Origin of the sequence: Fictibacillus sp. S7 (assembly GCF_004127935.1) — a bacterium.
Lineage (GTDB): Bacteria > Bacillota > Bacilli > Bacillales > Fictibacillaceae > Fictibacillus_C > Fictibacillus_C enclensis.
The window spans coordinates 3,623,540-3,644,143 of sequence record NZ_QJKL01000001.1; the positions used below are offsets into that span (position 1 = coordinate 3,623,540).

A 20,604-nucleotide genomic window follows, 5' to 3' on the forward strand; every position below is an offset into this window, starting at 1 on the left:
ACTTGTTGTCATTATTATTACGGGCTTCTCCGCCCTTTCTTCCAATTTCCTCGTAAAATTCCTTATCATGATTTTTAGAGGTGGCCTCTCCACCCTTTTCACCAATTTCTTGGTAAAAATCTTTATCATGATTTTTGGATGTAGCTTCTCCGCCTTTTCTTCCGGCTTCTTCTCTGCTCATGCCATCTCTATTATTTTTAGCCATGTTTATTCATCTCCCTTTCTAAAATGCTCAAGTTTGATCTTGGCTATAGTAAAGCCATTCCCTCCTGCATCATTCTTAAACATCCACAGCTGAAACACCAAAACCTTCCTGAGCTTTATGGACCATGAAGCGAAAGTCTTGATCCACTTGAAGCACCGGCGGAGAGAAGATTTAATAGGAGTCCTTCTTGTAATTAGCGAAAAATCTCTTTTACTATCAATAAAAATATACAGGTAGAAAAGCCTATACACGGTTGGTATAATATTCCTATATATCATTTACCTGAGGTGTGAAAATGCACAAATCCAATATTGATAAACCAACGATGACTTCAAACAGTGAATCCGTTGAACGCTTTGAAGTAGCATTCAACCAAATCCACCATATCTTAAAACGCCTGAATCCTAATGAATATAACGATGCTTTTATGAAGCTTCTCACGGACTCCAGCCGCAAGCACCGGGTGATACAGCAAGTGTATTATGACTTAAAGCAGTTTGCTAAGCTGCGAAATGCACTGGTTCATGAAAAACTGGAGCGAAAAACGTTCATCGCCATCCCCCATGAAAACACGGTTCTTAAAATTGAAAATATCGCCAAGCTGCTTACTAAGCCACCGACGGTATTGGATATCGCTACCGCTTTTGTTGTGTCCGTAAACCTCACAACACCGCTTGAAGATCTGATTAAAATCATGGGCACTTCTTCGTATAATCAATTTCCTGTCTATGAGAAGGGTGTGTTTCAGTTCTTGATCTCAGAGTGTGGGTTAACGAAATGGATGGCGGCTTCTATTCACAAAGGAAGTATCCATGTCAAAGGAAAAACGGTGGAGAATCTTAAGCCCTATGAAGAGCATCATAATGTCGTGTTTGTTAAACGTTCGATGGATATCTTTGAGTTGGAGGACATTTATGAGGAATCCTTTCAGAAAAAAAGAAAGCTGGAAGCAGTAATCGTCACCGAGAACGGTTCTCCTCTGGAAGCTCCCTTAGGTATTGTAACCGCATGGGACCTTATTGAGATTGATTTATTGGTAAGCAGAGACTAGCTATGAGCGAAAATGTGTAGCAGCCAAAACGAATTTAATGGGGTTTGGGGGATAAACGGTCTATGTTTAATTTTGAAGAAAGCCAGGAGAGGCTTGATCGGTTTGAGTTTGACCTTTTACCGGATATACATAGAAAAATCAATACGGGGAAGTCAGGGGCAGAGATCTACCTTGTCCAATATATAAAAAAAATAGAAAAGAAACGCCGCCGGGTGCCAGCTCTTGTGAAGATTACCTCCATTGAAGAAGGAGAGCGGGAAGAGGCAGCATACAAAATGGCTCTTCATCTTGCAAGTGAAGCAGAAATGAATCATTTTATTCCAAGTGTCCTGGATATTAAAACGTTTGAAAATGAGCATGCGGTCATGTATGAGTTTGCCGGAGCCGCAGAGAGTTTTACAATCAATGAAGCCATTGAAAAACAGATGGCTGTTGATTATTCTGGCATCATCAATGAAGCATTAAATTTTATAAATGGTTGGGGCGTGGAGAAAAAAAAGATCCTCTCTCCTTATGATCATATGATTGAAACCCTGGGGACGGAAAGGTGGGAGACGCTGTTTAATCCCATTAAGGAATTGGGGGCTGATACCAATTCTGCCGTACTGAGTTTTCATGGGAATCTATTCCCAAATCCTCTCGTTTACCTGTACAATAAAAATCTATGGAAAGAAGAAACCATGTATGTCAAACTCAGTCATTCACATGGAGACTACCATGGAAATAATATTATCGTCACCGATAAAAACAAGAGTGATATTTCTATTATTGACTTTGCGGAGTTAAAGCAGCATACGAATCTTTTTTATGATTATCGGTACTTGGAGCTTCACCTTTTGCTGGATTGCTTTCCGTTGGAATCCAGTGACAATCAGGATAAATGGATGGAAATCGGCAGTTATGTGACACGAGACCTCATGAAAGAGCTTCAGCAACCACATGATATTCCGGATGGCATTGCTCCGTTCGATAAAATCTTGCCTTGTTTTGGAGCGGAATTCATTGAAGAAGTGGGCGAAATCGCTGTGAAGGATTATCAGCCGTCCTACTATATTGCAGGAGTATGCGCAGGATTGATTTATGCGCGAAGAACAAAAATAAATGTATTGAACCGGTTTGCCGCCTTTGTTTATGCCCTATTTAACCTAAAAAAAGCCCTTCAATGCTTGAACATTGGTTTGCCCAATGAAGTTTCCCTTCCGCTGGCCTGGCCTGCTGACCGGGAGAGTAAGGAGCTTGAGCAGATCATCCGGGAAAAGTTGTTTTCGATTTACGCACAGCCGATCGTAAATACATTGACCAAAGAAATGGAATATGTTGAAATCCTGACGAGATTCAACAGCAAGAGTCCTGATCACTGGTATGACATGGCGAGAAGGGATGGCCGATTGGATGAGATTACGATTGCCACCTGTGAAGAATTTGTCCGAAATGCCAACGATTTGAAAGAATTAAAGATTAAAGGAATCTTTTATAATCTGGAAGCCGATTTGACAAAAGAGACCATTGTGAAATGCATTGAGCTATTAAAACAGACTCAGCTTTCGTTCACGATAGAGATCACAGAGCATGTAAAGAAGGATTTGGAGCTTTGGAAAAGCATTGCTGAAGAAGAGGGCGTTGCTCTTTCTTTGGATGATTTCGGTGAAAAAGCGGCAACTGAGCTGGAGGAAATCACAGTTTTACAGCCAGCCTTTGTAAAAATGAAAAGAAACAAGCTGCAGGAGTACTATGGTGCGATTATGGATTTGGACCGCCAATACATCCGGAAAATGGTCATTGAACATGTTGAAGAGGAAGAATTGAAGCAGCTTACACAGGATGGCATTAAGTATGTTCAAGGCTGGCTCTGTTCTGTCGCGAAAAAACTCAAGGACATTGATGCCGACCAATGGAACGCAGGTTTTTTAAAAGGATAAACCAATGGGAAGTGTAAAAGATGAAAATCCAACAATTAGATAAAATGAACGCAGCCATTGAAATGGCTGCGGCTGCTCATCAATCACAAGTCAGAAAAGGGAATAAGAAGCCTTATATTTCCCACCCCTATTTTGTAGGAATGCTTCTGCTGGATGCTGGCTGCACAGAGGAGACCGTTCTTGCCGGTATTTTACATGATGTGATCGAGGATACGGATGTCACTGTTGAAGACATTCGTTCAGCATTTGGCGATCGGGTTATGGAGATGGTGAAGGGAAGCTCTGAACCGGATAAATCTCAATCGTGGGAAGCGAGAAAAAAGCATACGATTACGTATTTGCAGAAAGAAGCTTCGGTGGAGGTATGCCAAATTGTATGCGCCGATAAGCTCCATAATGTACTTTCGTTAAGGCAGGATCTAGAGAAGCAGGGAGAGGCCGTTTGGAGCCATTTTAAACGAGGCAAAGATTTGCAGGAGTGGTATTATACCTCACTTGTTGAGGCACTTGGCCGTCGGGTAGGGACGTTCCCGCTGTTTCACCAATTAAAAAAAGAGGTGCAGAACCTCTTTAATTAGACTACATAGGTGTTGTAGTTTCTTCTTTTTTTGCTGTCTTGTGCTTCTCATAAATCCGAAACCCGTCGCTCACACGTTTGTTGGAGGATTTTGTGTTATGTTCCCATGACCAATAGGCCAAAAACGTAAGCAAACCGCCGAGTAAACTAATCAGTATCAGTACAGCTATGTATTTAAAATGGTACGTTCGGTAGATGATGACCAAAGAAAAGAGAGTAATGAGTGCGAAGTTGAAGCAAGCGGTACGGGTGATACGGATTTTCGTCCGGATGTAGTCCAACTGGTTAGCCTGGTTTTGGTCATTTGTGAGAAGGATGAGCTCCCGTGCTGTTTTTCGGTTTTCGTCCCTTGTTTCTTTTTTTCTCTTTCTAAAAACGACATCATCTACAAAGTTATCGATCAAAATACCAAGTGTATAAACAAAGGGAAGCATAAGAACAAAAAGAGCCAATAAAGTATCCTTGTTGGTGCTCTTTAGATAACCAAACAAAGGCTGGAAAAAATCCACGCCCAAGACCATGATGGCGCATAAAACCAAAGCGATAAAAAAATGAAATCCATTAATGAGATGCTCAATCAGCATATTTGTCGTATTTCCCATACCAATCCCCCATACATAATAAAAATGCCAAGCTTTATTATTTTATAGTGAATCACCATTTTTGTGAATAGTTGGAATAAAAGAATATAAAGCGAAAATCTTCTTTGCCTTGTTAAAAGCTCTCCTTCATCCTTAAAGACGAAGTGGAGCTTTTTTGCTGTCTAAATGAGTTGAGAGGTGTAAAAAGTACTAGATGGACCGAACCATGTTGGTAAAAATGATAGGGTTAAAGAATTAACAGAGTAAGGTAAAATAGGATGATATCAAGATTTCAGTAGCAAATCGCATGTTTATGAAGGGGGAAAGGTCAATGATACTGGAAGCCGCTATGCTTCAGGTGAAACCCGGAATGGAGCAGGAATATGAAGAATCATTTCGCAAAGCATCTAAGATTATTTCATCTGTGAAGGGCTATATTTCACACGAATTACAGCGTTGTATGGAAGTAGAGGGTAAATATTTGCTTCTTGTTAAGTGGGAGAGTTTAGAAGACCACACTGTAGGATTCAGACAATCAAATGAGTATTAAGAATGGAAATCGTTATTACATCGTTTCTATCATCCTTTTCCGACAGTGGAACATTTTGAAAAAGTAAATTTGACACAAGGGGATTCTAATTAAGGATTAAGGGACTCCTAAACATTGGAGTCCGAGTATAGCGGTGATGGACAAGAAAAAATGTTAACCGGATTAGCTTATCACTTGCTTTTATTTGAACATGAGACATTCAAATGATCCCGTGGAGTTATTGAACAAAATTGCTGAACTCCATAAGTGAAGTATCTGTTACGGTGCAGCATCACACCATTCTTCATGTATTCTCATTATCTTTTTCTAAATTAATAATATATTTTAGACCGGAATGTGCATCTTTAAAAATTGGTGCATCAATACGCTCTGGTATTGCTAATGCTAAATCAGGATTAATTCCTACCATAATAGATTTAACACCGATTAAGCGCAATGTTTCAGTCAAACGGTTAAGGTTATAATGCACAGTTTCATCAAAACTCGTAACACCAGCGAGACTAAGCATAACGTAACGAATTCTTTTGTCTACACATTCTTGTAAAACAGTTGATATAATATGCTCTCCCCGTAAAATATTCATATCCCCATATAAAGGTAAAGCTATTGTTTTATCCCAAATGTGTAGTATAGGTACGGAAAGTTCTTGAATTAGTTGATCCTTCCTTCGCTCTTCCTCATCTTTTGTTGTCATGTCCATTAACATTACTGTATAACCAACTAGTTCTTCATTGTCCTGGATAGGGGTAATGATAATATCAGCAATAATTTTGCTTTTAATATTAATCCTTGCCTTATGGCCATCCTTAATGCCTTTGTCCATAATGAAGCGCTGGTTTTTAGGGTTTTTATGAAAAAAGTCCATATTTTTCCCAATGATCTCATCAATTGAATTTAAACCGTATAACGGATAGATGTTTTTCATCACTTCTTCCGCTTTCTTGTTCACCCAAACGATCCTGTATTCAGTGTCTGAAATGATGATTACTTCCCCAATGCTATTTAACAAGTCAGCATTTGATATGTTTATTCCTATCTGGTCCATAGCGAAAACTCCTTTGATTCAGTTGACCTTTATTATAGCAAGTTGTATCCCGAAATATTAGGGACTTATTTATCTTTTGAAACCTGGAATTTGCCGAACTCACCCATTTTAAGAAATGAAAACGAGGTAAATCCACACAGAATTGAGGGAGGTTCACCAAACCTGCCCTTTACATCTGCATATTCACATTGGAACCATCACAAGTCCAGTAATAGCTATTGGTAATATGTCATTTATTAATACCTTGAGTTCTTATTATATTTTCGATTGGCAGTAGATGAATCGCAGCAATAAAGTTAAGGTGTCAAAAGCACTAGTTAACTAAAAGGTTGGTAGAAAAGATACCAGTAAAACAAAAAATTTACAGAAACCGCCAAATAAAAAGCCCAATTTCTCTGTATTAAAATGAGAATTTGGGTTTCATTTCTTTTCACATCTTGGTGGTTTCATGAGCGCGATAGAAAAGAGAATACCTTCTTTTCTCTTTTCTACTTTATACTATGCAAATCAATAGGAAATGCATGGACATTTTATTGAAATTGGTTTTTGGAAAAAAAAGATAAAGTAAAAAGAGACCAGGATTCTATCCAAGTCTCTACGCCAACATAAAATCAATCTTAGCAACTGTGGCGGTTTTTTTTCTTCTTCTTTTTACATTTAAAAATGAAACTAGAAGAACTAGAAGAACTAGAAGAACGTCTACATTTTGAGGATCGTTTTGAGGATCGTTTAGAGGAACGTTTAGAGGAACGTTTAGAGGAACGTTTGTGATGAGAAGAAGAGCTAGAGCTAGAGCTTCTTTTTCCGGGTTTTTTTGGCATATGTCTTCCCTCCTTAAAAGAGCAGAGAAACATAGTAACTTTTCTCTGTATTTTATATTATTCAGTTGTGTTCGTTTTTGTTTGGACAAGCATATAAAACAGAAAAAAAGAACAAGCAGATCCTATAGGATCTGCTTGTTTAATGTAAGTCTAAAGGTTCACGCCCTTAGCTATTTTGCGAAAAGTCTCTCATAAACGCATTGGTTTCTTCCGGTTCTAAGTTGAGGAGCATGTCCCACATCGTCTAGACGGTTTTTATCTTTTTCATTTTTGCTACATGGATTGATAATTAATCGTCATATTTAGTCTTGTTAATTCAGCGCCTGGATTGTGGTACGCATGGTTGCAGTTGGCTTTAAAACGGATCGACTGATCTTTTTCGAGTAAGTAGGTTTGCCCTGATATTGTTAATTCGAGCTGACCGTCAAAAACGGTAATGTATTCCTCTGTGCCATCGTGATGAGGAGCGGCCTCTAAATAGCCCCCTGGCTCAATCTCTACCATGTATATTTCAAATTGCTTGTTGTTTTCGAAGGGGAAGTAGGGATATACTTTATATTTCCCATCATTCTCGGGCAATTCCAATAAATCTTCTTTTGAAATGATCGTTATATCGTTCGCTGATTCTTGAATGAGCGAAGTGAATGAAACCTTTAGTCCATTCGCAATTTTCCACAGCGTGGTTATGGTTGGAATCGATTCTCCGCGTTCGATTTGGCCTAACATGGTTTTGCTGACACCGGTCAACTCAGATACTTTATCCAAACTTAATTTATTCATCCTTCTGAATGCCTTCATGTTTTCAGCAACCACAACATGGATTTCCTTCACAATTATCCCTCAATTTTTTATTTACAATATAACGTATAAATTATACAATTTAAAGCACATGACGCTATAAAGTATATTTGTGCTTTATAGCACACAAGGAGTGCTGCCATTATGTCCGTGTTGTCACTGTTGGTTTATGCTTTTGTTGCAAGCTTCACCCCTGGGCCCAATAATATTATGTCATTGTATTTCGCCAATCAATTTGGTTTGAAACACACGTTTAGATTTTGTGTAGGAGTGGGTATTGGGTTTTTCATTTTATTGTCGATCGCTAATTATTTTACCGTTGCCTTAAACACCGTTTTTCCACAAGTTGAGTACATTATGAAATTATTTGGCTGTCTCTATTTGCTTTACCTGGCCTTTAAGATCATGAAGAGCAAGCTGGGGAAAGAACAACAGTTCAATAGCCGATACAACAATATGAAATCAGGTGCGATGCTGCAATTTATCAACCCGAAAGGAACCGTTTATGCCATTACCGTAACGGCCACATTCGTTGCTCCATTTTACCATCATTATTTGTCTCAATTTCTTTTTGTCATCTTGTTGGCTGTCATTGGATTTCTGGGAACATTCAGCTGGAGCTTGTTTGGCTCATTGTTTAAGAAGTGGATTGCACAGTATCAGAAGGTTTTCAATATCACCATGGCTTTGTTGCTTGTTTATACGGCGGCTACGATTTTGTTTCATTAAAACAATACCGATGCCAGAAGCTGCATACGGGATATTTTTTCTCCTTGTTTTATTTGTATTGGCTTAATTTAAGCCTTTTAAATATACTTTTAACGTTTTGGTTTTAACAATGTGCATGCTATAATTAAGGAAATATATGGATGGGAAATGAGGAAAAGGGCTCGTTAAATACCGGAATCTTACGAAAGCCGGTAAGTTACGAATCCCTTCCTTTGAACATTGGATTAATTCATGAGAGGTCATCGCGACCTCTTTTTTTACTTTGATTCTCTCTTCTTATATTTCTTTCGTTCAATGATGCTGAACATAAATGCGAAAACGATCAAACAGGTAATGAATGTTTCGACCACTCCCGATAGATCGATCGGTCCGTTCTCTGGAACACCGATCCGGCTCCAGAAAAAATAATCTGTTGATACAATTAACAAAGATAACGCTAATGTCGATAAAGCAATGGTTAAAACGCTCCGCTTATTCATCTTTCCCCCTCTATGAATCATAATTTCTCTTTTATAAATCGAAATCCACTAATGTATCAAAGGTTGTGTACGCTTTTACTATTGTTTATTTGACTGGGGAACAAGTTCTACTACATATCGAACGGTACTTTAGGAACACATAGTAAATATTCCGAACATTCACCCTTGGGAACCGAGCCAACGACCAAAAGAATTGTAACGTCAATGTCTTCCCTTGATGGCTGCCTGAATAATTTGTTTAATCCGTTAAACTTCATAAATTTTCTCCACCTCAAAACCAGCTCCTACCATAGTTTGAGAAGGAAGGAATGTTAGGCACAAACAGATCATGGATGATAATTGATCGTTTATGGAACAATCTATATTGACTGAAGTCGAGAGATAGATTGATTTAAATGAAAACGTAGAAAAGTGTTAGGAAATTGGTTTTAATATAATGGTTTAATTGGAGAAGGTGACAGAATGATTAACTATTTAGGAACACCAAAAATAGAAACCGACAGATTAATCCTTAGAAGATTGGAACCTACTGATGCTCAAAGTATTTTTGACCATTGGCTTTCAGACGAACGGGTAACTGACAATCTCATCAAAGGAGCACACAAGACAGTTTCGGAAACGTTTGAGTGGGTGGATGGAATTGTGAGGGAGTATAGCAGTAAAGAATTTTGTGATTGGGGCATTGAAATAAAAACTACCGGTGAACTAATTGGAGAAATCGAATTGTACAATTTTGACATTCCCACTGAAAACTGTGAAGTAGGTTATTCGCTTGGATGCAGATGGTGGCATCAGGGCTATGGGACTGAAGCGTTAAGAGTGGTTGTTGAATTTGGTTTTAGGTATATGAATATTCACAAAATATCCGCAGCACATAACATCGATAATGCAGCTTCTGGCAGAATTATGAGTAAAGTTGGGATGACACAGGAAGGAATGATCAGGCATAAGATCCGCAATGCCAAGAATCAATACAAGGACTGTGCAGTTTATGGAATTCTCCAAGAAGATTATCTTAAAAATATTGTTAGTACCCAAACGTATATCCTTAATTTAGAATGATTAAATCCGGCAATCCAATATAAGTGGTTGAGTTACCAATATTTAAAATTACCAAAAAATATTGACTTATCAATTTTTGTTTGCTAAATTACTTTTATAACTAAAATCAATGACGAGAAGAGTAAGATAGGAATCCTGTCCTAAAGAGAGTCGGTGTCTGGTGAAAGCCGATGTTCAGGTCTTGTCCGAATATCATCTCTGAGGTGCAAAGCTGAACATTCGTAAGCTTTGACGGGTTGTCCGCCGTTACAAGGAACACGTATGATTGTACGTTGACTGAGAGCCGTAAGCTTGTTGGAAGCTGCGGAATAAGGGTGGTAACGCGAGCACAAACTCGTCCCTGCATTAGGGACGGGTTTTTTTATGTTTAAAAAACAATAAAGGAGAGATTACTTTGAGAAAACTGGACACCTTATTTATTGGATTGATGTTATTTTCTATGTTTTTTGGAGCCGGAAACCTGATCTTCCCGCCATTCCTTGGAGCGGAATCAGGTACATCTTACTGGCTCGCCATGACAGGATTTATCGTTACCGGCGTGGGACTGCCCTTTGCCGTGCTGTTCGCCGTTTCCCTTGTAAAAGGCGGCGTCCAAACCATCGGAAATCGCGTTCATCCGCTATTCAGTACAGCCTTTATGGTTGTCATTTATTTATCGATTGGACCATTCCTTGCTATTCCGCGAAACGCCAACGTTGCTTATGAGATGGGAGTTAAACCCTTTCTTGGCAAATCAGTGAACTCATCTTTGATTTTATTCTTATTCACTGTTCTATTTTTTGCCCTTGTTTATGTTATCAGCTTAAACCCTTCCAAAATGGAAAAATACATGGGCCGTTGGATTACTCCAGTTTTACTGTTAGCTATGGTTGTCTTGTGCGTAGTCGGGTTTGTTAAACTGGATGCGCCACTCCAGTCACCATCAGCGAAATATGAATCCGGTGCTTTTTCTACAGGCTTCCTTGAAGGGTATAACACAATGGATGCCCTTGCCGCACTGGCATTTGGAATTGTCATTCTTACAGCGATCCAGCAAAGAGGCGTCCGTGATAGAAAACAATTAACGAACTATACGTTGAAAGCCGGGTTGATTGCCGGGGTATTGCTTTCATTGGTATACATCAGTCTCGGATTAATCGGTGGAAAAATGCAGGCCAATGGTTCGTTTGAGAATGGCACCGAAATTCTCTCAACGGCTTCGACCCTTTTATTGGGACAGAGTGGTAAAACCTTGCTCGGCTTAATTTTTACGTTAGCCTGCTTCACCACAGTGGTCGGATTAACATCAGCCTGTGGCCAATATTTTTCGAATCTGATTCCTAAAGCAAGCTACAAAACGGTCGTGTTAGCCGTTACACTTGTAGGCTTCACCCTTTCAAACCTGGGATTGAACCAAATCCTTAAAGTTTCGGTGCCGTTCCTTGTCACTGCTTATCCGTTAACAATTGTATTAATCACACTAACCTTTTTCCATCGCTTCTTTAAGAATGCGAAAAAAGTCTACGGAAGCGCGATCTTATTTACAGCTGTATTTGCCGTAATCAACGGTTTAAATACGTTCGGCCTTGATTTAGGGCCAATCGAAACCTTGAGAAACCTCCTTCCCCTGTCCTCTGTTGGATTAGAATGGATCGTGCCTGCACTTGTTGGTACTATTGTAGGCCTGGTGATTAGCAGATTCAGCGCAAAAGCTCCAGAAGAAGTGGTTACAGTGAAGGCTTCATAGGTTAAAAATAGGACTTAAAACAACTACAGACCAAAAAACTTTTATAACTATAAAAAGCTCATCCCAATTTGGTAAGGATGAGCTTTTTTTGTAGACTTTTTAAACGGCTGCTATTTCATTTGAACTATATGTTTGACTGTATGTCGTGTACTTATTGATTTTTTCCAAACTTGGTTCATAGCCAATTCCCGGTGAGTTCGGAACGGTAATGATTCCATTTTCAACTGTGACTTCAGGTTCAATAATGTCTGTTGCCCAGTAGACTGATGATGCTGCCGTATCACCCGGCAGGACAAAGTTTGGAAGAGTGGTAATCGCGATGTTATGTGCTCTTCCTACCCCTGACTCCAGCATTCCTCCGCACCACAGCGGAATACCATGTTCCTGGCATAAGTCATGGATTTTTCTGGACTGTGTTAAGCCTCCGACACGGCCAATCTTAACATTAATAATTTTACAGCTTCCTAATTTTAGAGCTTTTCGTGCATCTTCTACAGAGTGAATGCTTTCATCCAGGCAAATCGGTGTTTTCAGCCTGGCCTGCAGGTATGCATGGTCAATAATATCGTTATAGGCAAGCGGCTGTTCAATCATCATTAAATTATAATGGTCCAGGGCACTTAACCGGTCGATGTCCTGTAAGGTGTAAGCAGAATTCGCATCTGCCATAAGTGGGATTTCAGGATATACTTTACGGACCTTATCAATTAAATTGATATCCCAGCCCGGTTTGATTTTTAGTTTAAAACGTTTATAGCCTTCGTCAAGTCGAGCTGCAATCATTTCCAGCGTTTCATCGACTGAATCCTTGATGCCAATGCTTACGCCCACTTCTATTTGCCTCTTCGTTCCGCCAAGCACGCTTGAAAGAGCAGCGTTTTGCTTTTTCGCGTACAGATCCCAAACGGCACCCTCTAAAGCTGCTTTTGCCATATAATTGCCGCGAATATAGGAAAAGTATTTTTCAGAGAGGTTATCCGGGTGCTCAATTTCGTTTTTGAGAAGAATAGGAATCAAGTAATCCTCAAGCATATGCCAGTTGGTTTTCACCGTTTCTTCGTTATAAACAGGATCAAGCATCGCTACCGATTCAGCCCAGCCCGAAATACCATCATCGCTTTTTACTTCTACTAGAATGAATTCTCTATCGTATTCCTTTGCAAAGCTCGTTATAAATGGGTGAAGCAAATCTAGCTTCAGATGCCTTAAAATCACTTGCTTAATTTTCATGTGGATGCTCCTTTTTCCGCAAAGCTGGTCCTATTCTTTTTTTTGAAAGCACATAAAACTGGACAGGAATTTCTTTTATCGAATTCTTTTTAAAACCAGTCACTTGCCATCCTTGTTGAAACAAGTCATTAAAAATACTTCTTGTTTTCAACCGCCATTCTGTGGCAGCTTTCATATTGGTTTGTCTTATGCTTCTGAAATCCTTTGGAACGGCCACAAACGCTGCATCACTTTCTTGTTCAGGCAAAGAAAGGGTGAAAGAAGGAACAGGCATCCCTTCCTCATTTGTCTCCCATTGAATGAGCGACTTCTGTAAAGCGCGTTCAAGCTGAACTTCCTCTGCACGAGAATCCGTCGCTTTTTCCTCCTTAATATGCCATTCGACAAAAAAGCGGTCAGAAGGAATACCATGGTTTAGCGGATCCTCCAGTTCTCCATAACAGTTTTCAATATAGGTAGAACAAACACCGCCAAGCTTGGCTATATTTAAATATCCATTAATACTTTCTAACGGATCATACGTCCAGGTAATAAGAGAATAGCCAAGCTTGAGCGCTTCCTCCCGCTGTGCGAGCTTTAGCTGCTCACCAATTTTTCTGTTGCGAAACTGTTCATCAGTGCCCAAAATGTGCGAACAAAGATAAATGGAATTTCCGTTAAACCCCGGAAAGCTGTATTGAAATCCAATCAACTGGTCTCCGTTATAAGCCCCTAATACCAAACCGCCATTTTTCACTGCTGTTATCGTTTGATGGGAGGGGATTGAATCGCTCTCTCCCCAGATTTTTGATTCCAGTTTTCTGACGTCTTCCAGCTCTTCGATACGACGAAGGGAACGAATTTCAATCCGTGCCACGGGTTACTTCCCCCTTAAAAAATTTATTCATGGCTGAAGTCAGCGTCCTGCAATGGAACCATTTTCGTTTTCTTGACGAGTTTATAGCCGATATACGCCAGTAAAAACAAAGGAAGTCCGATGTAAGAAACTAAAATGCCATACCAATCGATGTTTGCCCCAAAGAAAGCGGAGTAATTTTGTCCAAGAATGGCTGTCATACACAAAACCGTAGCTAAAAATGGGCCGAATGGGAACCCTTTCGCTACATAAGGCAGATCATTTAAATCTCTTCCTTGCGCAGTATAAGCTTTCCTGAAACGATAGTGTGTAATGGAAATTCCTAGCCAGGATAGAAAGCCGGATAATCCTGCGGCATTTAATAACCACGTATAAACCGTTCCTTCTCCAAAAAGAGAAGTTAGAAAAGCAGTCATCCCGATAATGGTCGAAAAGAATACAGCGTTTGCTGGAACGCCGCCTGCATTTACTTTTTTCAGAAATGCAGGAGCTTTCCCTTCCTTCGCCAGTACCCATAGGACGCGAGAAGCACCGTACATAGCGGAATTGCCTGCCGATAAAACAGAGGTAAGAATGACTGCATTCATAACAGAGGCAGCGATGGCAAGCCCTGCATTTTTAAACACAAGTGTAAATGGACTCACGGCAATATTATCAATATCCGAATTTAGCAAACGCGGATCATCATAGCTGATCAAAAATCCAATGACGATAATGGCCAATACATAGAACAAGAGAAGTCTCCAGAAAATCTGTTTAATGGCTTTCGGGATATTCTTTCTTGGATTTTCACTCTCTCCTGCTGCAATTCCGACTAACTCTGTACCTTGGAAGGCAAATCCAACGACCATAAAGACGCCCAATATGGATAAAAAGCCTCCTTTAAACGGTGCCTCTCCTTTAGTGAAGTTTTCAAATCCCGCGGAATGTCCACCCATAATTCCAAGGATCATCATTAGCCCAACTGCTATAAACACGATAATCGTAAAAACTTTTATCAATGAAAACCAAAACTCAGATTCGCCATACCCTTTTACCGATAAAATATTTAGACCAAAAATGATGGCAAGAAATAAGGAACTCCATACAATGCCTGGAACAGATGGCAGCCAATATTTCATAATTAACGCCGATGCTGCTAATTCAAGGGCTACAACAATCGCATTGTTATACCAATAGTTCCAGCCGACCGCGAATCCTAAGGCAGGATCAACAAACTTAGAAGTGTATGTGCTAAACGAGCCAGTAATAGGAATTAAAGCTGCCATTTCAGATAAGCTTGTCATCAGGAAGTAAACCATAATGCCGGCAATCAAATAGGCTGCTATAGCTCCACCGGGACCCGCTGTATTAATAATTGATCCACTTGCTACAAAAAGACCGGTTCCAATCGTTCCGCCGATTGCTATCATGGAAAGATGTCTTGTTTTAAGCTTTCGTTCTAAAGGTTTTTCTCCGGAAACTGTTTGAACAGCTTGTACATCGATTTGGTTTGCAAGTGGGGAATTTTGCATAAATTACACCTCTTTCTTGGATTTTTATTGTGAATGTCATTGTTCTCTAGCCTTATGGTTTTAGTAACTACTGCGGGATTCTTTCGCAGTGTAATATCCTTGGCAGTATGTTATTCACTAAATACTTCATAGCTTGAATACAGGTTTTCTAATTTTTGCTGACGAGTTTTAATCCGTTGTTTGTCTTTTTCATAAATGCCCGCGATAATCAAGTCTAATAAGCTAATAACGGACGCCATTGAATTGGTTCCGGTCTCCGCATTTTCTTCTGTCGTCAGTGTAATATCAGAAATACTTCCAACAGGTGAAAGGAGACGGTCTGTAACGGATATTAAACTAATCCCATGTTTCTTTGCAGTTTCAGCGATTTTTAACGTTTCCTGGGCATATCTCGGAAAAGAAAAAACAACGACCACTGACTTGTCAGTGAGATTACAAAACTTTTCTAAAAAATCTCCTGCAGGTGAACTTAAATATACGTTTTCCCTTAAAGAGCTTAGCGTATAGGAAAACCAATAAGCTGCGGCATGGGAAATCCGATGCCCGGCAATTAATATTTGGTCCGCTTGTAATAACACATCCACCGTTTCCCATATGTCCTGTATGCTCGTATGATTTAACAGATTCCTTAGAATATGAACTTCGCTTTCTATTACCTTGGTAAATGGATCATTCTCATCTGGCTGCTCACGATAATTATTATCAAATCTCTCTATTTCAGCGGGATGTAGCAACTGTTCTTGAATTCTATCCTGCATTTTACTGAAACTTTCAAATCCTAATGCGTAAGAAAGCCGAATAACCGTCGTTTCACTTACCTCCGCTTTCCGTCCAATCTGAAAAGCTGTTTTAAAGACGGCCTCATCCAGATTTTCGATCAGGTAATTCGCTACTTTTTTCTGCCCAGCTGATAAATGGGGAAATTTTTCTTTTACTAAAAGTTTAAAAGGAATCTGGTCCATCAAATACTCCCTTCAAATGTGAATTATTTCCTTCTTAGTTAATCATCGTTGCATTATATCCTTCATTTGTTACTACACTACCACAATAACAATACAAAAAGAAGGATATTTTTTGACTATTTTGATTTTTATGACGAAATGTGATTGCTAGAACACAGCGCCATTTTACTGTTAATTAAACAAATGTTTAATAACTAGACAAACGAAAAAGAAGAAGCAGGAACCATCATTGGTCCTTCTTCTTCCCGATCAGCTATTGGAGCTCCTACTACTCCCCAAAGCTAAACTTAAGGGCGAAAATATCATGGTGAGATTTTGAAAAGAGTTGGCCAAGTAGTTGAGGAGGGGAAGCTCGCCCGCTCGTTGATTCCATCTGCTTTACGTTTGATGAAGTCTCGAAAGCGCACGATTACCTGGAGTCCAGGAAGGCATTAGGCAAAATCGTTTTATCTAACAACGATTATCCCTTGTATTCAAGGGTTCCTTTCCTTTTATGGAGATCCATAAAAGATGAATGAAACACCTTAACAAATTTTACCCGAATATATCATACTAGACTTGTTCTTCAGTTGGTTCAATGACAAAGACTTTTTATGGGCGAGCCGGGATTGAGGGTTATTCCATTTTAAATAAAGGGAAAAGATGCGATCCTGCAAAGAAACCATATGAATAGAGGGAAGAACACCCGTACCATCCTCCGGTACGGGTGTATCTTTTCCTTTTTTTAATTCAGGTTCTAATTCACCGAAACTCCCTCTTCCTCCGCATACGAAGCATTCGCTTGTCTCTTAAGCCGGGCAGATCCATACAGCACATAGTAGACCAGAGAAACTAGGAAAATACCGAGAATCACATAGATCAAAGGGACCGATGCGCCAAACAGCATCATATTGGTGGTCAATACGCTGTATTTAATGATGCTGTACAAACACACCAATCCGAGGATCAGGGCAATGCTTGGCACAACCGGATACTTTACCTTGAATGGACGTGCCAGCTGGGGTTCTTTTTTACGAAGAATGAAGAGGGAAACCATGCTGATGCAGTACATCATCATTGCTCCAAAGACAGAAAGGATGATGAGCGCGTTGGCGAAGCTCGCTGAGCCTGCACAGATCACACCGATGGCTCCAGGAATCAAGAGGCCGCCGACCGGAACGCCTTTCTTGTTCGTTTTGGCCAAGAACTTCGGGAAGTAGCCATCCCGTGCCAGGGCGTACGTCTGTCTGGAGAAGCCCATGATGATGCCGTTCAAGCTGGCGATCAGGCCAAACAATCCGATGATGGCCAAAACGGTTGAAAGGCCGTTGTCGTATACGGAGGACAGCGCCTGGGGAAGGGGATAATCGGCAAGCTTACCGTTTCCTCCGCCAAGACCGGCGGTAACAAAAAGCGTAAATAATGTAGCTGTAGCTAAAGTGATGATCGCACCAATAAAACCTTTCGGAATGTCTTTTCTAGGATTCTCTACTTCTTCCGCAGCCATCGCTCCGCCTTCAATCGCCAGGTAAAACCAGACGGCAAACGGGATAGCGGCCAGGACACCTGTCGGTCCATTCAGAAAGGAGTTGTCGTTCAAGATGTTAGAAGCCTCCACATGAGGCAGGCCCGCCACATAAAAGATGGACAAGCCGATCAGTGCCAGAATGGTAGCGGTAAGCTCAATGACGGCAACTTCCTTAACACCGATCAGATTTAATAGGATGAAGAAAATAAATGCTCCGACCGTGGCGTACACCGGGTTCACAGCCGGAATGAGGAAGTGAATGTACGCGCCTGTTGATACCGCAATGGCTGGAGGCGCGAATATGAATTCAAGCAGACAGGCCATGCCTGCCATATAGCCGCCAAACGGTCCCATGGCTCGTCTCGCATACGCGGAAGGACCGCCGGCTTGGGGAATGGAGGTGGAGAGCTCTGCATAGCTGAACATAAAGGTCGTGTAAAAAACAGTGACAATCAGCGTAGCAATCGCAAGTCCGATAATCCCACCCTGTTCAAATCCATAGTTCCATCCGAAGTATTGCCCCGAGATTACCATCCCTACTGAAATTGCCCATAAATGAATCGGCTTTAACTGTTTTTGTAGCGCCATCTCTACTCCTCCTTTAGTTGTGTTTACTTAGGATTTGGGGACTTTTGTTTCAAAAAGTCTTCATTGATTAGTTGATTGAAGTGGAAGGTGCGAGACTCCTCGAAAATGAATTTCACATTTACTTCGTGCGATGTCTCGCTGCCGAAGCTTTCCTTGTCCTACGGGAAAAGCGGGACAGATGAGACCAGGTAGGCGTTTACGCCGGTAAGGTAGGCGTTTACGCCGGTAAGGTAGGCGTTTACGCCGGTAAGGCTCAGCGCCCCTGAAACGGAAATCAACCACTTCCAAAGACAACGAAATCGCACTTAAACAATGAGGTGCACACCGCTCGTTTGCTGCTGAAGCATCTTGTCAATCAAGGTTCCGATATGGGCGGCTGCTTCAATCGGAGGCGTTCCCCGTTTATGGATATTGGAAATGACCATGCGATCGGATTCCTTTTTACCTTTGCCCGGCTGGTAGCACATATAGGCACTCATCGATTCGGCACTCATCAGTCCCGGCCGTTCCCCGATCAAAAGGACAAGGGCTTTTGGCTTTAATATCTCGCCGATTTCATCCATGCAGGCGACACGCCCTCCTTTGACAAAAAAGGAGGTTCCAATCTGGAGGTTGTAGGATTCCAGGGAATCGATCAATGCCGGATAAACGTCACTCAGGTTTTCTTCAATGGCCTTTGCGCTTAATCCATCCGACACAACGACCTGTACCTCCGGTGCCTGCAGGCAGTTTTTCTGAAGGAAGGCCTTTGCATCGTCGGCCAATAATCTTCCGTGGTCGGGCCGTTTTAAGTAATGTTCCATGGATTCTACTTGTGTGGTAACCGAGAAAAGGTTGAATTCGGACAGGATTTTGTCAGGCACGGTGCCGTATACCGAATCGACAGCAGCGGCGTGATCGGTACGAAATTGAAGCACATCCTTGGTTAAGGGCCGAGTTCCTGTCCGGCCGACACCGATGCGGGCAGGGGTGAATTGTTTGAGCGTTTCAAGCGGATCTCGTTTTGAATTTGCCAACATGATAAGCCACTCCTTACGTTAAATTCATAAAAATCGTCGGATCGCCAGCCTTGGAGGTAAAGCGGCCATTTTGCGTGATGCCTTGCTCTTCAAGCCACAGCGCAAAGAGGGGAGCAGGGGTCTGGCCGAGCACCTGGCGGACGGTGGCGATGTCGTGATAGCTCAGGGACTGGTAATTCAGCATGCAGTCATCGGCCATCGGTACGCCGATCACAAAATTGACTCCTGCGGTTCCGAGCAGCATGCTCAGGTTGTCCATGTCATTTTGGTCGGCATCCATATGATTGGTGTAGCAGACGTCAACGCCCATCGGCAGGCCGTGCATTTTGCCCATAAAATGATCTTCGAGACCTGCCCGTAGGACCTGCTTGCTGTTATACAAATATTCCGGTCCGATGAAGCCGACCACGGTGTTTACGATGAACGGCTTATAATGGCGGGCGAGGCCGTAGCACCGGGCTTCAAGTGTCACCTGGTCAATGCCAAAGTGAGCTTCAGATGAGAGTTCCGAGCCCTGGCCGGTTTCAAAATACCAACGGTTCGGGCCGGCTGCTGTTCCTTTTTCCTTGATCAAAGCGGTCGCTTCATCCAGCATGGAAAGGGAGATGCCAAACGAATCATTGCCAACTTCGGTACCAGCGAGACTTTGAAAAATCAGGTCGGCAGGCGCGCCTTTTTCGATCGCTCTCATCTGGCTGGTCACATGGGACAGCACGCAGTTTTGGGTGGGAATCGACCATTCATTGATCACATTTTTCGTTTCATGCAGAAGGGCATAGATGTTGTCGGTCGTGTCAATGACGGGATTGATTCCAATCACCGCGTCACCGATTCCGTAGCTCAGAGCTTCATATAAAGAAGCTCTCATGCCCTTGATGTTATCAGACGGGTGATTGGGCTGGGCTCTGGAAGCGAGAATTCCTTTTTGGCCAATGGTCGTCTGGCAGGTGGTTTGCACTTCAATTTTGGAAGCAGCCTGAATCAAATCCAGATTGGACATGATTTTGGCGGTAGCGGCAATCATTTCACTGCTCAATCCTTGGCTGAGAGTTAACAGATCATCGCTGACGTGCTGGTCGGACAGGATATATTCCCTCAGCTCGGCGACGGTCCAGTTTTTGATGATTTCATAAACGGCAGCTTCGAGCTGATTTTCGATGAGTGCGGATACGTTGTCTTTATCGGGACTGAGCAGAGGGTAATTCCGAATTTCGGAAAGCGTAAGATCCGCCAGCACCTGCTTGGCGGCCATCCGTTCTTTCATGGAGCCGGCGCTGATTCCTGCTAATTCGTCTCCGGAACGTTCTTCGTTTGCTTTTGCCATGATTTCTTTCAGACTATGAAATGAAAAGGTTTCTCCTAGTAAGGTCGTCGTTTTATACATG

The 20,604-nt window shown here is 41.5% G+C and carries 19 protein-coding genes, 3 pseudogenes and 1 other annotated feature; of the genes and pseudogenes, 8 read left to right on the forward strand and 14 right to left on the reverse strand.

The genetic code is table 11. The features are described from left to right. Nucleotide 1: 1 nt before the first annotated feature. A pseudogene (locus DMO16_RS18660) lies at nucleotides 2-205 on the reverse strand (KGG domain-containing protein); the annotation flags it as partial. A 295-nt stretch (nucleotides 206-500) separates the two neighbouring features. Here DMO16_RS18660 and DMO16_RS18665 point away from each other — a divergent pair. The 3 genes from DMO16_RS18665 to DMO16_RS18675 all read left to right on the forward strand — a co-directional run bounded on the left by DMO16_RS18665 (nucleotide 501) and on the right by DMO16_RS18675 (nucleotide 3,753). Then, nucleotides 501-1,256 (forward strand): CBS domain-containing protein, encoded by a 756-nt coding sequence (locus DMO16_RS18665; RefSeq protein ID WP_129479287.1) that lies wholly within the window; start codon nucleotides 501-503, stop codon nucleotides 1,254-1,256. A gap of 62 nt (nucleotides 1,257-1,318) precedes the next feature. Beyond that, entirely contained in the window at nucleotides 1,319-3,175 is a 1,857-nt protein-coding gene (locus tag DMO16_RS18670; protein ID WP_129479289.1) for an EAL domain-containing protein, read from the forward strand. A gap of 20 nt (nucleotides 3,176-3,195) precedes the next feature. Further along, nucleotides 3,196-3,753 carry an HD domain-containing protein gene (locus DMO16_RS18675; protein WP_129479291.1) on the forward strand — a complete coding sequence of 186 codons (558 nt, stop codon included), beginning with the start codon at nucleotides 3,196-3,198 and terminating at the stop codon, nucleotides 3,751-3,753. Nucleotide 3,754: 1 nt separating this feature from the next. Here the strand turns inward: DMO16_RS18675 and DMO16_RS18680 are convergent, their stop codons facing one another. Continuing rightward, complete coding sequence (locus DMO16_RS18680) at nucleotides 3,755-4,354, reverse strand: hypothetical protein (RefSeq protein WP_129479293.1); 600 nt, start codon at nucleotides 4,352-4,354, stop codon at nucleotides 3,755-3,757. A 310-nt stretch (nucleotides 4,355-4,664) separates the two neighbouring features. Between DMO16_RS18680 and DMO16_RS18685 the strand changes: the two are divergent. After that, nucleotides 4,665-4,976, forward strand: a pseudogene (locus tag DMO16_RS18685) (antibiotic biosynthesis monooxygenase family protein). A 190-nt stretch (nucleotides 4,977-5,166) separates the two neighbouring features. Here the strand turns inward: DMO16_RS18685 and DMO16_RS18690 are convergent. The 3 genes from DMO16_RS18690 to DMO16_RS18695 form a co-directional block, all read right to left on the reverse strand. Further along, nucleotides 5,167-5,928: an STAS domain-containing protein gene (locus DMO16_RS18690; RefSeq protein ID WP_129479295.1), complete on the reverse strand. Its 762-nt coding sequence runs from the start codon at nucleotides 5,926-5,928 to the stop codon at nucleotides 5,167-5,169. A 595-nt stretch (nucleotides 5,929-6,523) separates the two neighbouring features. Further along, nucleotides 6,524-6,838 (reverse strand): hypothetical protein, encoded by a 315-nt coding sequence (locus DMO16_RS24660; RefSeq protein ID WP_206738128.1) that lies wholly within the window; start codon nucleotides 6,836-6,838, stop codon nucleotides 6,524-6,526. Between the two features lie 184 nt (nucleotides 6,839-7,022). After that, complete coding sequence (locus tag DMO16_RS18695) at nucleotides 7,023-7,580, reverse strand: helix-turn-helix domain-containing protein (protein WP_129479297.1); 558 nt, start codon at nucleotides 7,578-7,580, stop codon at nucleotides 7,023-7,025. A gap of 111 nt (nucleotides 7,581-7,691) precedes the next feature. Between DMO16_RS18695 and DMO16_RS18700 the strand changes: the two genes are divergently transcribed. Beyond that, nucleotides 7,692-8,276: a LysE family translocator gene (locus DMO16_RS18700; protein WP_061974085.1), complete on the forward strand. Its 585-nt coding sequence runs from the start codon at nucleotides 7,692-7,694 to the stop codon at nucleotides 8,274-8,276. A gap of 257 nt (nucleotides 8,277-8,533) precedes the next feature. Here the strand turns inward: DMO16_RS18700 and DMO16_RS18705 are convergent, their stop codons facing one another. Then, the gene (locus DMO16_RS18705; RefSeq protein WP_129479299.1) at nucleotides 8,534-8,755 is read right to left on the reverse strand and encodes a hypothetical protein; all 222 of its coding nucleotides are present in this window, start codon (nucleotides 8,753-8,755) and stop codon (nucleotides 8,534-8,536) included. 462 nt (nucleotides 8,756-9,217) lie between these two features. Here DMO16_RS18705 and DMO16_RS18710 point away from each other — a divergent pair, with 462 nt between their 5' ends. Together DMO16_RS18710 and brnQ are read left to right on the forward strand one after the other, a co-directional pair. Then, on the forward strand, nucleotides 9,218-9,817 hold the full coding sequence (locus DMO16_RS18710; protein WP_129479301.1) for a GNAT family N-acetyltransferase: 600 nt from the start codon (nucleotides 9,218-9,220) through the stop codon (nucleotides 9,815-9,817). A gap of 100 nt (nucleotides 9,818-9,917) precedes the next feature. After that, nucleotides 9,918-10,162 (forward strand) — a binding site (T-box leader). Nucleotides 10,163-10,211: 49 nt separating this feature from the next. Then, a complete protein-coding gene (brnQ, locus tag DMO16_RS18715) occupies nucleotides 10,212-11,543 on the forward strand; it encodes a branched-chain amino acid transport system II carrier protein (protein WP_129479303.1) in 1,332 nt (443 codons plus the stop codon). A 99-nt stretch (nucleotides 11,544-11,642) separates the two neighbouring features. Here brnQ and menC read toward each other — a convergent pair whose 3' ends face one another. The 4 genes from menC to DMO16_RS18735 all read right to left on the reverse strand — a co-directional run bounded on the left by menC (nucleotide 11,643) and on the right by DMO16_RS18735 (nucleotide 16,105). Beyond that, nucleotides 11,643-12,773, reverse strand: coding sequence for an o-succinylbenzoate synthase (gene menC / locus DMO16_RS18720; protein WP_129479306.1), 1,131 nt, complete (start codon nucleotides 12,771-12,773; stop codon nucleotides 11,643-11,645). Further along, on the reverse strand, nucleotides 12,763-13,629 hold the full coding sequence (locus DMO16_RS18725; protein ID WP_129479308.1) for a GNAT family N-acetyltransferase: 867 nt from the start codon (nucleotides 13,627-13,629) through the stop codon (nucleotides 12,763-12,765). The genes menC and DMO16_RS18725 overlap by 11 nt, the downstream gene beginning before the upstream one ends. Before the next feature lie 23 nt (nucleotides 13,630-13,652). Then, nucleotides 13,653-15,143 (reverse strand): amino acid permease, encoded by a 1,491-nt coding sequence (locus tag DMO16_RS18730; protein ID WP_129479310.1) that lies wholly within the window; start codon nucleotides 15,141-15,143, stop codon nucleotides 13,653-13,655. A 110-nt stretch (nucleotides 15,144-15,253) separates the two neighbouring features. Continuing rightward, entirely contained in the window at nucleotides 15,254-16,105 is an 852-nt protein-coding gene (locus DMO16_RS18735) for a MurR/RpiR family transcriptional regulator (RefSeq protein WP_129479312.1), read from the reverse strand. Nucleotides 16,106-16,461: 356 nt separating this feature from the next. On the opposite strand from DMO16_RS18735, the pseudogene DMO16_RS18740 reads away from it, so the two are divergent. Beyond that, a pseudogene (locus tag DMO16_RS18740) lies at nucleotides 16,462-16,623 on the forward strand (zinc-binding dehydrogenase); the annotation flags it as partial. A 218-nt stretch (nucleotides 16,624-16,841) separates the two neighbouring features. Here DMO16_RS18740 and eat read toward each other — a convergent pair. From eat to DMO16_RS18755, 4 genes are all read right to left on the reverse strand, one after another. Then, nucleotides 16,842-18,200, reverse strand: coding sequence for an ethanolamine permease (gene eat, locus DMO16_RS18745; RefSeq protein WP_129479314.1), 1,359 nt, complete (start codon nucleotides 18,198-18,200; stop codon nucleotides 16,842-16,844). Nucleotides 18,201-18,358: 158 nt separating this feature from the next. Beyond that, entirely contained in the window at nucleotides 18,359-18,505 is a 147-nt protein-coding gene (locus DMO16_RS24665; protein ID WP_206738129.1) for a hypothetical protein, read from the reverse strand. Then, nucleotides 18,506-19,219: an ethanolamine ammonia-lyase subunit EutC gene (gene eutC / locus DMO16_RS18750; RefSeq protein WP_061974097.1), complete on the reverse strand. Its 714-nt coding sequence runs from the start codon at nucleotides 19,217-19,219 to the stop codon at nucleotides 18,506-18,508. It lies immediately after the preceding gene. Nucleotides 19,220-19,232: 13 nt separating this feature from the next. Beyond that, nucleotides 19,233-20,603, reverse strand: coding sequence for an ethanolamine ammonia-lyase subunit EutB (locus DMO16_RS18755; RefSeq protein ID WP_129479316.1), 1,371 nt, complete (start codon nucleotides 20,601-20,603; stop codon nucleotides 19,233-19,235). Between the last annotated feature and the right edge of the window lies 1 nt (nucleotide 20,604).

Bases quoted from the DNA above. Each gene is read 5' to 3' on its own strand.
- DMO16_RS18705 (WP_129479299.1), bottom strand. From the start codon at position 8,755: ATGAATAAGCGGAGCGTTTTAACCATTGCTTTATCGACATTAGCGTTA.
- DMO16_RS18700 (WP_061974085.1), top strand. From the start codon at position 7,692: ATGTCCGTGTTGTCACTGTTGGTTTATGCTTTTGTTGCAAGCTTCACC.
- DMO16_RS18755 (WP_129479316.1), bottom strand. From the start codon at position 20,603: ATGTATAAAACGACGACCTTACTAGGAGAAACCTTTTCATTTCATAGT.
- DMO16_RS18675 (WP_129479291.1), top strand. From the start codon at position 3,196: ATGAAAATCCAACAATTAGATAAAATGAACGCAGCCATTGAAATGGCT.
- eat (WP_129479314.1), bottom strand. From the start codon at position 18,200: ATGGCGCTACAAAAACAGTTAAAGCCGATTCATTTATGGGCAATTTCA.
- DMO16_RS18665 (WP_129479287.1), top strand. From the start codon at position 501: ATGCACAAATCCAATATTGATAAACCAACGATGACTTCAAACAGTGAA.
- DMO16_RS18680 (WP_129479293.1), bottom strand. From the start codon at position 4,354: ATGGGAAATACGACAAATATGCTGATTGAGCATCTCATTAATGGATTT.
- DMO16_RS18730 (WP_129479310.1), bottom strand. From the start codon at position 15,143: ATGCAAAATTCCCCACTTGCAAACCAAATCGATGTACAAGCTGTTCAA.
- DMO16_RS18690 (WP_129479295.1), bottom strand. From the start codon at position 5,928: ATGGACCAGATAGGAATAAACATATCAAATGCTGACTTGTTAAATAGC.
- menC (WP_129479306.1), bottom strand. From the start codon at position 12,773: ATGAAAATTAAGCAAGTGATTTTAAGGCATCTGAAGCTAGATTTGCTT.
- DMO16_RS18710 (WP_129479301.1), top strand. From the start codon at position 9,218: ATGATTAACTATTTAGGAACACCAAAAATAGAAACCGACAGATTAATC.
- eutC (WP_061974097.1), bottom strand. From the start codon at position 19,219: ATGTTGGCAAATTCAAAACGAGATCCGCTTGAAACGCTCAAACAATTC.
- DMO16_RS18735 (WP_129479312.1), bottom strand. From the start codon at position 16,105: ATGGACCAGATTCCTTTTAAACTTTTAGTAAAAGAAAAATTTCCCCAT.
- DMO16_RS18670 (WP_129479289.1), top strand. From the start codon at position 1,319: ATGTTTAATTTTGAAGAAAGCCAGGAGAGGCTTGATCGGTTTGAGTTT.